General features: G+C 73.2%; 13 protein-coding genes. 3 read left to right on the top strand and 10 right to left on the bottom strand.

The annotated features are described in order from the left end of the window. The first annotated feature begins 89 nt into the window (after positions 1-89). Entirely contained in the window at positions 90-947 is an 858-nt protein-coding gene (locus tag AQJ30_RS18895) for a 3-hydroxybutyryl-CoA dehydrogenase (RefSeq protein WP_067235298.1), read from the top strand. Between the two features lie 70 nt (positions 948-1,017). On the opposite strand, the gene AQJ30_RS18890 is transcribed toward AQJ30_RS18895, so the two are convergent. From AQJ30_RS18890 to infC, 9 genes are all read right to left on the bottom strand, one after another. Then, positions 1,018-1,548, bottom strand: a complete 531-nt coding sequence (locus AQJ30_RS18890) for an NUDIX domain-containing protein (RefSeq protein WP_079084142.1) — start codon at positions 1,546-1,548, stop codon at positions 1,018-1,020. 97 nt (positions 1,549-1,645) lie between these two features. Then, positions 1,646-2,986 carry an NsdA family TPR-like regulatory protein gene (locus tag AQJ30_RS18885; protein WP_067235294.1) on the bottom strand — a complete coding sequence of 447 codons (1,341 nt, stop codon included), beginning with the start codon at positions 2,984-2,986 and terminating at the stop codon, positions 1,646-1,648. Positions 2,987-3,226: 240 nt separating this feature from the next. After that, positions 3,227-5,740 carry a phenylalanine--tRNA ligase subunit beta gene (gene pheT, locus AQJ30_RS18880; protein WP_067235291.1) on the bottom strand — a complete coding sequence of 838 codons (2,514 nt, stop codon included), beginning with the start codon at positions 5,738-5,740 and terminating at the stop codon, positions 3,227-3,229. Continuing rightward, positions 5,740-6,861 (bottom strand): phenylalanine--tRNA ligase subunit alpha, encoded by a 1,122-nt coding sequence (gene pheS, locus AQJ30_RS18875; protein ID WP_067235289.1) that lies wholly within the window; start codon positions 6,859-6,861, stop codon positions 5,740-5,742. The genes pheT and pheS overlap by 1 nt, the downstream gene beginning before the upstream one ends. A gap of 147 nt (positions 6,862-7,008) precedes the next feature. After that, positions 7,009-8,163 (bottom strand): sensor histidine kinase, encoded by a 1,155-nt coding sequence (locus AQJ30_RS18870; RefSeq protein ID WP_067235287.1) that lies wholly within the window; start codon positions 8,161-8,163, stop codon positions 7,009-7,011. 47 nt (positions 8,164-8,210) lie between these two features. Then, positions 8,211-9,062 carry a TrmH family RNA methyltransferase gene (locus AQJ30_RS18865; protein ID WP_067235284.1) on the bottom strand — a complete coding sequence of 284 codons (852 nt, stop codon included), beginning with the start codon at positions 9,060-9,062 and terminating at the stop codon, positions 8,211-8,213. 114 nt (positions 9,063-9,176) lie between these two features. Beyond that, positions 9,177-9,560: a 50S ribosomal protein L20 gene (rplT, locus tag AQJ30_RS18860; RefSeq protein ID WP_004002577.1), complete on the bottom strand. Its 384-nt coding sequence runs from the start codon at positions 9,558-9,560 to the stop codon at positions 9,177-9,179. A gap of 114 nt (positions 9,561-9,674) precedes the next feature. Continuing rightward, the gene (rpmI, locus tag AQJ30_RS18855; RefSeq protein ID WP_004933563.1) at positions 9,675-9,869 is read right to left on the bottom strand and encodes a 50S ribosomal protein L35; all 195 of its coding nucleotides are present in this window, start codon (positions 9,867-9,869) and stop codon (positions 9,675-9,677) included. Between the two features lie 111 nt (positions 9,870-9,980). Then, entirely contained in the window at positions 9,981-10,646 is a 666-nt protein-coding gene (gene infC, locus AQJ30_RS18850) for a translation initiation factor IF-3 (RefSeq protein ID WP_079084155.1), read from the bottom strand. Between the two features lie 361 nt (positions 10,647-11,007). Between infC and AQJ30_RS18845 the strand changes: the two genes are divergently transcribed. Beyond that, entirely contained in the window at positions 11,008-11,370 is a 363-nt protein-coding gene (locus tag AQJ30_RS18845) for a DUF1844 domain-containing protein (RefSeq protein WP_067235278.1), read from the top strand. A 22-nt stretch (positions 11,371-11,392) separates the two neighbouring features. On the opposite strand, the gene AQJ30_RS18840 is transcribed toward AQJ30_RS18845, so the two are convergent. Next, a complete protein-coding gene (locus AQJ30_RS18840; RefSeq protein ID WP_067235276.1) occupies positions 11,393-12,136 on the bottom strand; it encodes an SseB family protein in 744 nt (247 codons plus the stop codon). A gap of 160 nt (positions 12,137-12,296) precedes the next feature. On the opposite strand from AQJ30_RS18840, the gene AQJ30_RS18835 reads away from it, so the two are divergent. Next, on the top strand, positions 12,297-13,256 hold the full coding sequence (locus tag AQJ30_RS18835) for a serine hydrolase (protein ID WP_067235274.1): 960 nt from the start codon (positions 12,297-12,299) through the stop codon (positions 13,254-13,256). Positions 13,257-13,284: the final 28 nt, after the last annotated feature.

Below are 13,284 nucleotides of genomic sequence, written 5' to 3'. Positions count from 1 at the left end.
GTGCACGATCGGAGCAGGGCGCCGTACCGGGAGACCCGCGGACGGCCGGATACGCAGCGAATGCGGCAAACCGCAGCAAAGGGGACGACGTGACCGACATCGAACGCGTGGGAGTGGTGGGCTGCGGCCAGATGGGAGCGGGCATCGCCGAGGTCTGCGCCCGTGCCGGTCTGGACGTCAAGGTCGCCGAGACCACCGGCGAGGCACTGGAGATCGGCCGCACCCGGCTGTTCAACTCCCTGGCGAAGGCCGCCGAGCGCGGCAAGATCACGGCGGAGGAGCGGGACGCCACGCAGGCGCGCCTGAGCTTCACCACCGACCTCGGCGAGTTCGCCGACCGGGACCTGGTCATCGAGGCCGTCGTCGAGAACGAGCAGGTCAAGACGGAGATCTTCCAGGTCCTCGACCAGGTGGTGACCCGCCCGGACGCGATCCTCGCCTCCAACACCTCCTCGATCCCGCTGGTGAAGCTGGCGGTCGCCACCTCGCGGCCCGACCACGTCGTCGGCATCCACTTCTTCAACCCGGCCCCGGTGCAGTCCCTCGTCGAGCTGATCCCGGCGCTGACCACCTCCGAGGGCACGCTCAGCCGGGCGCAGGTCTTCGCCGAGAAGGTGCTGGGCAAGCACGCGATCCGCGCCCAGGACCGCTCCGGCTTCGTGGTGAACGCGCTGCTGGTGCCGTACCTGCTGTCCGCGATCCGGATGTTCGAGTCGGGCATCGCGAGCCGCGAGGACATCGACAACGGCATGGAGATGGGCTGCGCCCACCCGATGGGCCCGCTGAAGCTGTCCGACCTGATCGGCCTGGACACCATCGTGTCCATCGCCAACTCCATGTACACCGAGTACAAGGAGCCGCTGTACTCCGCTCCCCCGCTGCTCCAGCGCATGGTCGACGCGGGCCGGCTGGGCCGCAAGACCGGCTCGGGCTTCTACACGTACTGATCCGGGTGTGCGGGCCCGGCACCGGGGGGTGCCGGGCCCTTGGCGTGCCCCGCCGCCACGCGGGCGCCGGTCAGCCGAGCCGCAGGTGGTGCAGCAGCAGTAACGCCGCCGCCATGTTGGCGGCCGGGACCTCCCCCCGCGCGATCATGTCCGGGACCAGCTTGAGCGGGACCCAGGCGCGGCGGTCCGACTCGAAGTCGTCCACCGGGTGCCCGAGGTACTCGCCCCGGTCCGACCAGTAGATGTGGTGCCGGGCGTCGCTGAGGCCGTTGGACGGCTCCACGGTCATCAGGTGGTGCAGGGGGCCCGGCCGCCAGCCGGTCTCCTCCTCCAGTTCCCGGGCCGCCGCGGCGGCGACGTCCTCGCCGTCCTCGACGACGCCGGCGGCCAGTTCCCAGCCCCAGCTGTCGGTGATGAAGCGGTGGCGCCACAGGAGCAGGACCTCGTTGGCGTCGTTCACGACCGTGGCCACGGCGACGGGCCGCAGGCGGATCAGGAAGTGGTCGAGGTGCCGGCCGTCGGGGAGCTCCACGTCGGCCAGGTTGACCCGGAACCAGCGGTTCTCATACACGGTTTGTTCGTTTTGTTTCGTCCACTGCACGGTTCTGCCACCTTCCGTCGAGTCAGGGGCAATATCGCAGCAGGGACGCGGGTGACCCACAGGGCGCTTCCGGCCCGTGGGTCCCCGCCGGGGCGTGCTAGATCGGTACGCGCAGGGCTCCGTCGATGAGTTCGGCGGCCTCGGCCGTCCCGGCGCAGCCGCTGCGCACCAGGTGTTCGCGCACCGCGCGCAGCCGGTCGCGCAGCCGCTGGGACTCCATCCCGCGGGCCGCCTCGGCCATCCGCACCGCCGTCGCCACCGCCCGGTCGGCGTGGCCCTGGCGCAGCTCGATCGTGCTGAGCATGGCCAGCCGGTGCACCCGGCCCCGGTCGTGCGCCGGGGTGTCCACCGCGGCCGTCGCGTGCTCGGCGGCGGCCGCCAGCTCGCCCAGGCTCAACAAGGCTTCCGCCACTTGGACGTTGACCAGGCCCGGCTGGACGTAGCCGGTCTCGTCGGGCTCGTGCCCGCGCCGGATGCGCTCGGCGGCCGTCTCCGCCCGCCGGATGCAGGTGAGGGCGCTGGAGCCGTCGCCGAGGTGTGCGTACGCTTTGGCCTGCATCGCGTACAGGTCGGAGGCGAGAGCGGGGGTGAGGTGCTTGCCCGCGGCACGCAGCGCGGCCTCCGCGAAGGCGACGGCCTGGCGGAACTCCCGCAGGAACAGCGCCTGGTTGACCAGCAGTGCGATCACGTACGCCCCGAGTCCCCGGTCCCCGCTGGCCTTGGCCAGCCGCAGCGCCTGGTGGAAGTAGCGCTGGGCGAGCCCGTGTGCGTCGGAGTCGTACGCGCAGATGCCGGCGATCGCCACCAACCCGCCCGTGGCCCGGTGCAGTTGGCGGCCCGTGGCGTCGGTGTAGCTGCCGCGCAGCAGCGGCGCCGCCTCGGCGTTGAGGAAGCCCACGATGCGCGCCCGGGTCGCGATGCCGCCCGCCTTGCGGTACATCTGCTCGTAGTGGCTGCGGGCGGCGCGCAGCGTCTCCAGGTCGGCCGGGGTGACCCGGTGCCGGCCCCCGCGGGAGACGTCGACGTCCTCGGGAGGGTTCTCCCACTCCCACACCGGCATCACGGCGGGCGTCCCGGTGACCGCGGGGGCGCCGAGGAGGTGGGGGCGCTGCTGTTCGTCGGAGCGCCACAGGGCGGTGGCCCGCTCGACGAAGCCGGACAGGGAGGTGCCGTGCGGGCCGGTCGGCTCCCCCGGCACGCCGAGGCCGATGTCGTCCAGGGTGACCGGGCGGTGCAGCCGGGCGGCGAGCACCTCGCAGATCAGGTCGGGCACCTGGCCGCGCGGTCGCTGGCCCTTCAACCAGCGGGCCACGGCGGTGTGTTCGTACCGCAGCTGGAGCCCTCGGGCACGTCCGGCCTGGTTGACGTGGGCGGCGAGGCCAGCGTGGGAGATCCCCGCCTCGTCCAGGATCGCGTCGAGGAGAGTGTTGGGCTGCATGGGTGGCCCCCCGGGTGGTTCAGTGCGGACAGGGTAGTGCGTCCGCCTTCACACGGGGTGTGAACGGAGTGCGCGCATCCGGCGCGTGTGCGCGCTGTCGCGCAGCGTGGCCGGGTCGGTTGACTGAGGTGCCGGGCCGCCGGCTCCCCCTCGTACAACTGGCGGCCCGGCGTCCGCACACGGGCGGCCGGCCACGAACGCGTCGTGACCGGCCGCCTGGGGGCCCCTGCGGGGACGGGATCAGCCGCGCAGCACCGCTCCGGTGCGCTCCCCGGCGAGGGCGACGGCCGCGTCGCGGGCCGCCGATGCCTCGTCCACGGTGAGCGTCCGGTCCGCCGCGCGGAACCGCAGCGCGTACGCCAGGGACTTCTTGCCGTCGCCGAGCTGCTCCTCGTTCTCGTACACGTCGAACAGCCGGATGGCCTCCAGGAGTTCACCGGCGCCCTCGCGCAGCGCGGACTCGACCTCGGCGGCCGGGACCGGCTTGTCGACCACCAGGGCGACGTCCTGCGTGGCGACGGGGAACGTGGAGATGTGGGGCGCCTGCGGGGTGTCGTCGCCGACCCGCTCCAGGACGTCCAGGTCGATCTCCATCGCGCAGGTGCGCGCGGGCAGCCCCAGCGCCTTCAGCACGCGCGGGTGCAGCTCGCCGGCGTGGCCGACGACCCGCTCCGCGCCGTCCAGGTCGACGACGAACTCGGCGCAGCGGCCCGGGTGCCACGGACCGTACTGGCCCTTGCGGACGCCGAGTGCGGCGCCGGCCTCGCGCGCGACCTGGCGGCCCGCCTCGACCGCGTCGGCCCAGCCGGCCGGGCGGCCCTCCCCCCACCAGCCGGCCTGCTCGCGGGCGCCCGCGAGGACCACGGCGACGTGGCGCGGCTGCTCGGGCAGCACGGCGTCGAGCGCGGCGAGCTCCTCGTCGGTGGGGCGCCGGTCGACGGGCAGGTGCCCGGCGGCCCGCTGCTCCTCGCGCGGCTGGAAGACCAGGCCGGTCTCGAAGAGGGCCAGGTCGTGCGAGCCCCGGCCGTCGTTGCGGCGCAGCGCGCCGAGCAGGCCCGGCAGCAGCGAGGTGCGCAGCGCCGGCTCCTCGTCGTTGAGCGGGTTGACCAGCTTCACGACCCGGCGGGCCGGGTCGTCGGCCTCCAGGCCGAGCTGGTCGAAGACGTGCTCGCTGACGAAGGGGTAGTTCGGCGCCTCGACGTAGCCGGCGCCGGCCAGGGCGCGGCCCACACGGCGGTGCAGCCGCTGGCGGTGGGTCAGGCCGCGGCCGGACGGCGGCTTGGGCAGCGTGGAGGGCAGGTTCTCGTAGCCCTCCAGGCGGATGACCTCCTCGGCCAGGTCGTTGGCCTCCAGGAGGTCGGGCCGCCAGGACGGGGCGGTGACGATCAGCTCGTCCTGCCCGTACACGTCGCAGCCGATCTCCTGCAGCCGGCGCACCACGGTCTCGCGGCCGTAGTCGACGCCCGCGACGCGGTCGGGGTGGTTCGCCGGGCAGCTGATCGTGTGCGGCGCGGACGGCGCGGTGATCTCGGTGACGCCGGCGTCGGCCGTGCCGCCCGCGAGCAGGACCAGCAGGTCGACGGTGCGCTGCGCGGCGGCCGCCGCGGCCTGCGGGTCGACGCCCCGCTCGAAGCGGCGGGACGCCTCCGAGGACAGCTTGTGGCGGCGGGCCGTACGGGCGATGGAGACGGCGTTGAAGTGCGCGGCCTCGATCACGACGTCGCTGGTGGCGTTCTCCAGGTCGTCGTGGTCGGCGATCTCGGTGTTGGCGCCGCCCATCACGCCCGCCAGGCCGATGGGGCCGCGGTCGTCGGTGATGACCAGGTCCTCGGCGTGCAGCGTGCGCTCGACGCCGTCGAGGGTGACGAGCTTCTCGCCCTCCTGGGCGCGGCGCACCCCGATGGTGCCCTGGACCAGCGTGCGGTCGTAGGCGTGCAGGGGCTGGCCCAGCTCCATCATCACGTAGTTGGTGACGTCGACGGCCAGCGAGATCGGGCGCATGCCGACCTTCTGCAGCCGGCGCTGGAGCCAGATCGGCGAGCGCGCCTCGGGGCTGAGGCCGCTGACCGTGCGGGCGGTGAAGCGGTCGCAGCCGACCGGGTCGGTGACCTGGACCGGGTAGCCGTAGGCGTTGGGCGCGGGCACGTCGAGCAGCGCGGGGTCACGCAGCGGCAGGCCGTAGGCGATGGCGGTCTCGCGGGCGACGCCGCGGATGGACAGGCAGTCGCCGCGGTTGGCGGTGACGGCGATGTCCAGGACCTCGTCGACCAGTTCGAGCAGCTCGACGGCGTCCCGGCCGACCTCGGTCTCGGGCGGCAGCACGATGATGCCCTTGCTGCCGTCGTCGCCCATGCCCAGCTCGTCGCTGGAGCAGATCATGCCGTGGGAGGTCTTGCCGTAGGTCTTGCGCGCGGCGATGGCGAAGCCGCCCGGCAGCACCGCGCCGGGGAGCACCACGACGACCTTGTCGCCGACGGCGAAGTTGCGGGCGCCGCAGACGATCTCCTGGGGCTCACCCGTGCCGTTGGCCCCGCCGACGTCGACGGTGCAGAAGCGGATCGGCTTCTTGAAGCCCTCCAGCTCCTCGATGGTGAGCACCTGGCCGACGACCAGGGGGCCCTTGAGGTCGTGGCCGAGCTGCTCGACCGTCTCGACCTCCAGGCCCGCCGCGATCAGCTTGGCCTGGACGTCGCGGCCGGTCTCGGTGGCCGGCAGGTCGACGTACTCCCGCAGCCAGGAAAGCGGGACCCGCATCAGATCTCCATCCCGAACGGCCGGGTGAACCGGACGTCACCCTCGACCATGTCTCGCATGTCCTCGACGTTGTGGCGGAACATCAGCATCCGCTCGATGCCGAACCCGAAGGCGAAGCCGCTGTACTTCTCCGGGTCGACGCCGCAGGCGGTGAGCACCCGCGGGTTGACCATGCCGCAGCCGCCCAGCTCGATCCAGCCCTCGGAGGAGCAGGTGCGGCAGGGGCGGTCGGGGTTGCCGACGGACTCGCCGCGGCAGACGTAGCACACCATGTCCATCTCGGCGGACGGCTCGGTGAACGGGAAGAAGTTCGGCCGCAGCCGGGTCTTCATGCCCTCGCCGAACAGCGACTGGACCATGTGGTCCAGGGTGCCCTTGAGGTCGGCCATGGTCAGGCCCTCGTCGACGGCGAGCAGCTCGACCTGGTGGAAGACCGGGGTGTGCGTGGCGTCCAGCTCGTCGGTGCGGTACACGCGGCCGGGGCAGATCACGTAGACCGGCAGGTCGCGCTCCATCAGGGAGCGGATCTGCACGGGCGAGGTGTGGGTGCGCAGCACCACGCCCGAGTCGGCGCCGCCGTCCGGGCCCTGCACGAAGAAGGTGTCCGCCTCGCCGCGGGCCGGGTGGTCCGGGCCGATGTTCAGGGCGTCGAAGTTGAACCACTCGGCCTCGACCTGGGGGCCCTCGGCGACCTCGTAGCCCATGGCCACGAAGATGTCCTCGATGCGCTCCGAGAGCGTGGTGAGCGGGTGGCGGGCGCCGGCCGGGACGCGGTCGTACGGCAGGGTGACGTCCACCGACTCCTCGACCAGCACGCGGGCGTCGCGCTCGGCCTCCAGCTCGGCCTGGCGGGTGGCGAGGGCCTTGTTCACGGCGCCGCGGGCCTGCCCGACGCGCTTGCCGGCGTCGGCCTTGGCGTGCGGGGGCAGGGCGCCGATCTCGCGGTTGGCGAGCGACAGCGGGGAGGTGCCCCCGGTGTGGGCGACCTTGGCCTCCTGGAGCGCGTCGAGGGAGTCCGCGGCGGCGAAGGCGGCGAGCGCCTCGTCCCGCATGCGCTCGATCTCTTCCGGTTTCAAGGCCTCGACCTCGACTGGGTCGTACGACTTATTGGGTGCCGACATCTCTTCCCGTGCTTCCGTTGGCTGGCGGTGGTCCCCGTGACCGGCTCTGCGTCGCTCGGAGGGCCGTGTGCAGGACACAAAGGTGCCGAACGCCGAGTCTAACGGGGTTGAGGTGAGCGAATGCGCCCGTGGGGCCGGGGCCGGGCCTCAGGTGAGGTACGCCGGGGCCGCCACGGGCAGCGTAAATCGGAACTCGGCGCCGCCGCCGGGGGCGCGGCCGACCGTGATGACACCGCCGTGGGCCTCGACGATGCCCTTGACGATGTACAGCCCGAGTCCCGTGCCGCCGCGCTTGCTGCCCCGCCAGAAGCGGGTGAAGACGCGGTTCATGGACTCCTCCGGGATGCCGGCGCCCTCGTCGCTCACGGTGACCGACGTGCCGGTGTCCTCCCCCTCACGGGGGGACGCGGCGGGCGTGATGTCGATGGTGACGGTTCCCTCCCCGTGCCGCACGGCATTTTCGATGAGGTTGCTGAGCACCTGGTCGATCTTGTCGGGGTCGGCCCACAGGGCGGGCAGGGGCTGCTCGATGCGCAGCAGGAAGCGGTCGGCGGGCTGGCCCGCGGCGACGTAGGCCTGGATGTGGCGGCCGACGGCGGCGCCCATGTCGACGGGCTGGCGCCGCACCTCCAGGCGTCCGCTGTCGATGCGGGAGATGTCGAGCAGCTCGGCGATGAGCCGGGTGACGCGGTCGGCGTCGGCGTCGACGGTCTCCAGCATCAGGCGCTTCTGGTCGTCGGTGAAGCGTTCCCACTTGGCGAGCAGGGTGGCGGTGAAGCCCTTCACGGAGGTCAGGGGCGAGCGCAGTTCGTGGGCGACGGTCGCGATCAGCTCGGCGTGGGAGCGCTCGGTGCGGCGGCGGGCCTCCGTGTCGCGCAGGCTGACGACGACGCGCTGGACGGGGCCGGTGGGGCGGGCGCGGACGTAGCGGGCGGTGACGAGGACCTCCCGGCCGCCGGGGAGCAGGAGGTTGCGCTCGGGCTGGCGCACCCGGATGGCGAGTCCGCCGTAGGGGTCGGTGAGCGGCCACCAGCGCCGGCCCTCCAGGTCCTCCAGCGGCAGTGCCTTCTCCAGCGGCTGTCCGAGGGCGTCGGCGGCCCGGGTGGCGGTGATGCGCTCGGCGGCGGCGTTGAAGCGGACGACGCGGCCCTGCGCGTCGGCGACGACGAGGCCGTCGGGCAGGTCGTCGGGGTCGGTGTCCGGGGCGGACGCGACGGCGTCGGCGGGGTCACCGGGCGGGGCGGCCGCCGGCGGCTGCCGCACGTCGCGGCCTCCCGGTGTGCTGCTCGTGCCCACGCTCATCCCCGCACCCCACCTCCCAGACGAGGATCCCCGAGCAGGTCACCCTACTAGCCCTCCGTGACGGAGCGGCACCCTCCGGAGGCGCGCTGTGCACGGGCCGACGCATACAGACATACGGCCGCGGCGGTCGCGAGGTTCAGGCTCTCGGCCTTTCCGTGGATCGGGACGCGGACGACGGCGTCGGCGAGCGCCCGGGTCTCCTCGGGCAGCCCCCAGGCCTCGTTGCCGAACACCCAGGCGGTGGGGCCGCCCATGGTGCCCCGGTCGAGTTCCTCGTCGAGGTCGCGGTCGCCCGCGCCGTCCGCGGCGAGGATGCGGACCCCGGCGTCCTGGAGCCCGGCGACGGCCCGTTCGACGGGGACGCCGACGGCGACCGGCAGGTGGAACAGCGAGCCGACGGAGGCGCGGACGGCCTTGGGGTTGTAGAGGTCGACGGAGGCGTCGGTGAGGACGACGGCGTCGGCCCCGGCGGCGTCGGCGCAGCGCAGCACGGTGCCCGCGTTGCCGGGGTCGCGCACGTGGGCGAGCACGGCGACGAGACGGGGGCGGGCGGCGAGGACGTCCTCGAAGGGGGTGTCGACGAACGCGCACACGCCGACCAGTCCCTGGGGGGTCACGGTGGTGGAGATGTCGGCGATGACCTGCTCGTCCGCGAGGTGGACGCGGGCGCCGACCGCGCGGGCCTCGCCGACGATGTCCGCGTGGCGCTCGGCGGCCTCCACGGTGGTGAACAGCTCCAGGAGGGTGTCCGCGCCGTACGCGGCCGCCTCCCGTACGGCCTGCGGTCCCTCCGCGAGGAACAGCCGCTCCTTGCTCCGGAAGTTCCGCCTGGCCAGCCGCCGTGCGGCGGCGACGCGGGGGGAACGGGGGGAGATCAGCTCGGGGCTGGCGGGGGGCATGCCTGGTTCACCTTCATCGTCGTGCGGCCGGCTCGGCGGCGGGGGCAGCAAAGGACCCGCAGGCCTGGAGCCTGCGGGTCCTTCGGGGTCACGTCGGCTGGCGCCGGGGCAGCGTCACGCGGCCTTCGGGGCGTTGACGTCGCTCGGCAGGGCCTTCTGGGCGACCTCGACCAGCGCGGCGAACGCACCGGCGTCGTTGACGGCCAGCTCGGCGAGGATCTTGCGGTCCACCTCGACGTTGGCGGCCTTCAGACCCTGGATGAAGCGGTTGTACGTGATGCCGTTCGCGCGGGCAGCGGCGTTGATGCGCTGGATCCACAGCTGACGGAAGTCGCCCTTGCGCTTCTTGCGGTCGTTGTAGTTGTAGACCAGCGAGTGGGTGACCTGCTCCTTGGCCTTGCGGTACAGGCGCGAACGCTGACCGCGGTAGCCGGAGGCCTGCTCGAGGATCGCCCGGCGCTTCTTGTGGGCGTTGACTGCCCGCTTGACGCGTGCCACTTGTTTAACTCCTTGTAGCGGGGCCGTGGGGGGACTCACACGGCCCGGAATCGATTGGGTCCCGGTCCTGCTGACGTACGGCGCGCGCCGGTCCGGGGACCGGGCGCCGCGACGTCACTTGCCGAGAAGCTTCTTGATCTTCGCGGCGTCGCCCGGGGCCATCTCGGCGTTGCCGGTGAGGCGGCGCGTCACGCGGGACGACTTGTGCTCGAGCAGGTGGCGCTTGCCGGCGCGCTCGCGGAGCACCTTGCCGGAGCCGGTGACCTTGAAGCGCTTGCTGGCACCGCTGTGCGACTTGTTCTTCGGCATAGCGCCGTTCTCTCCTCGTGGGTGGCGCTCCGGTGCCCGGTTCGTGGAACCGGGCACGGGGTGGAGCGTCGCTCTGGTTTCGGTTGGTCCTGGGGACGGTGTCCCCCGGGGTCACGCCTCGGCGGGGGCCTCGGCCGGAGCCTCGTCGTGGACCTCGGCGTTCACGGCGTCCGGGTCGGCCGCGTTCTGCGACTTGCCCGGGTTCGCCTTCGCCTCGGCCTTGCGAGCCTCCTGGGCCTGCCGGGCCTCGGCCATGGCCTCGGTCTTCTTCTTGTGCGGACCGAGAACCATGATCATGTTGCGGCCGTCCTGCTTCGGGTTCGACTCGACGAACCCGAGGTCCTGGACGTCCTCCGCCAGCCGCTGGAGCAGTCGGTAGCCCAGTTCGGGCCGGGACTGCTCACGACCACGGAACATGATCGTGATCTTGACCTTGTCGCCCTGCTTGAGGAACCGGACGACGTGACCCTTCTTGGTGTCATAGTCGTGCGGGTCGATCTTCGGCCGGAGCTTCATCTCCTTGATGACCGTGTGCGCCTGGTTCTTGCGCGCCTCACGGGCCTTCATGGCCGACTCGTACTTGAACTTCCCGTAGTCCATGAGCTTGCAGACCGGCGGGCGGGCGTTCGCCGCGACCTCGACCAGGTCCAGGTCGTACTCCTGCGCAAGCTCCAGTGCCTTCGCGAGCGGCACGATGCCGACCTGCTCGCCACTGGGACCGACAAGTCGCACCTCGGGAACGCGAATCCGGTCGTTGATGCGGGGCTCGGCGCTGATGGATCCTCCTCGGTAGCACCACGCGACCCTCTGGCTTGAGCGCCGCGTAACGTCTGTTTTCGTAAGACCTAACCGCGCCGCGGCACAAAAAATGCCCCGGACGATCACAGACGGGGCTCCTCGCACTACCGGAGCACCGCCGCGAGACCGCGGGGCGCGCTTTCGGACGGCGCTCCATCGTCCGTACGGAACGATGGCGGCCGTCTGACCGGATGACCCGCCGCCCTGGGGGCGTCAGGTGGGAGTTCGGAGCCTCCACTTGTGGGCCGAGCACGCTGGTGTCCGGCCGGTCGTCACACAAGGTTAGCAGCTGCCCGGGGGTGGTGCGAACCGGCGTGGTCCGGGGCCTATCGTGTGGGACATGAGTGACACCCCTCCCCAGTCCCCCGCCCCCGACTTCGACGAGATGACCCGGGACATCGCCGAGGTCCCCGCCGTCGAGGTGATCGTGACGGTCGCCGTGAACCTCATGAGCGCCGCCGCGGTGAAGCTCGGGCTGACCGAGGAGGGCGACGCGTACAAGGACCTGGACGAGGCGCGCAAGCTGGTGCACGCCCTCGCCGGCCTGCTGGACGCGTCGGCGACGGAGATCAGCTCCTTCCACGCGGCCCCGCTGCGCGACGGCCTGAAGTCGCTGCAGCTGGCCTTCCGCGAGGCGTCGATCGTCCCGGACGAGCCGGGCCAGGGACCGGGCGAGAAGTACACCGGGCCGATCTACGGCTAGCCGTTCGCGTCGCACACGTCGTCTACGTCGCGTCCGCGTCGCGCACGTACAGGGGCTCGCCCGGGGGCGTGGCCGAGGCCGGCAGCAGTGCCAGGTCGAGGCCGCGCACCAGGCGGGCCCTCAGTGTCTCGTCGGCGGCCAGGCGCCCGGCGACCGCGCGGGCGGCCTCGGCGGGCGCGGCGGCCGGGTCCAGGACCAGGGCGAGCGTGCCGTCGGCCTGTCCGGGGCCGAGGTGGGCGCGCAGGACGGCGGGCTCCGCGGCCACTGCCGCGCGGACCGCCCCGACCACCGCCGGGTCGGCGAGCGGGTCGGTGCTGGTGCGGCCCTCGGCGAGCGCGAGCAGGGCCGGTCCGGTCAGCTCGAAGGGCACGGGCCCGGCCAGGTCCAGCACGACCGTGTCCGCCTTCTCGTGCGCGGCGGCCTGGAGCGCCTGGTGCAGCGGTACGGCGACGGGGCGGGCCCCGGGGTCCCAGCGGGCGAGCGACGCGGTGGAGGTGAAGGCGGGCAGGGCGGTGCGGCCGCCGGCCTTCAGGGTGGGCACGGCCATGTCGGAGGTCTTCTCGCGGCGCAGGCCGTTCTCGTCCTCCTCGACCTCGCCGAGCACGGCGACGACGGGCACCAGCAGCCGGGCACCCTCGAGCGCGGCCAGGACGGGCCCGACGGCCGTGCGGTCCTCGGCCCAGGCGGCCAGCGCGGCGCTCAGCCGGGGGTCGGCGGAGCCGTCGTCGTCGGAGAAGCCGGGGTCGGGGATGTTCTTGTTCGCCACGGTCCCGACCCTATCGGGGGGATGCCGCGCAGCTCGTGCGGGGCCGGACGCCGCCGGACGCCTCCCGGGGCACTCCTTTCACGGATTTCTCAGCGGCCCCTGACGCGGTTCTCACCTCCGTCCCACGGTGGCCACAGCGCCCGGCTCCAGCATCGCCGGCATGGAGTCCCCCACTGCCCCGAGGCGCCGCCGTGCCAGACCCCCGCGGACCCGCCGCCTGCTGCTGTGCACGACCCTCGCCGTGGTCGCCGTCGTGGGTGCGACCGCCGGCGGCACGGTCTACGTGCGGGCCGGGGCGCACCCGGGCACGGCCGCGGTACCGTCGCCCGCGGGGTCGGCGAGCGGGGAGGCGGCGGTGGAGCCCGTGGCGGAGTCAGCGGCCGACCACGACGCCGTCCTCGGGGCGGCGCTGGCGTCCGTGGACGTGCCGGACGGCGCGAAGGTGTCCGTGGCCGTCCTGGACGTGGGCTCCGGGGCTCACGCGGTGTACGGCGACGCGGTCTTCGACACGGCCAGCATCGTCAAGGTCGACATCCTGGCGGCGCTGCTGCTGCGGGCCCAGGACGCGGGGCGGCAGCTGACCGCGCGGGAGGAGGCGTACGCCACGGCGATGATCGAGCGCAGCGACAACGCCTCCGCGTCGGCGCTGTGGGACGCCATCGGGCGGGCGGAGGGGCTGGACGCGGCGAACGCGCGGTTCGGGCTGACGGCGACCACCGGCGGCGAGGGCGCGCTGTGGGGGCTGACGCAGACGACGGCCGCGGACCAACTGGCTCTGCTGCGACAGGTGTTCGGAGACACCGGGGACGAGGCCCCCGAACTGACCGGCGCCTCCCGGGCGTACCTCCAGGGGCTGATGGAGCGGATCACTGTGGGGCAGCGGTGGGGGGTCTCGGCGGCGGCCGACGGGTCGGCGTGGGCGTTGAAGAACGGCTGGCTGCCGCGGAGCACGACCGGGCTGTGGGACGTCAACAGCATCGGGCGGATCACGGCCGGGGGCCGCACCTGCCTGGTCGCCGTGCTGTCGAGCGGTACGGCCGCCCAGGAGGACGGGATCGCCCTGGTCGAGGCCGCGGCGCGGGCGGCGGTGACGGCGCTCGCGGGGGCCGCGGAGGGGTAGCCGACGGTGGGGCGGGGGCTCTTGGCGC

It is taken from the genome of Streptomyces longwoodensis (assembly GCF_001514125.1).
GTDB lineage: Bacteria > Actinomycetota > Actinomycetes > Streptomycetales > Streptomycetaceae > Streptomyces > Streptomyces longwoodensis.
The sequence above is the reverse complement of the archived record's forward strand: the minus strand, read 5'-3'. Positions and strand labels throughout refer to the sequence as shown.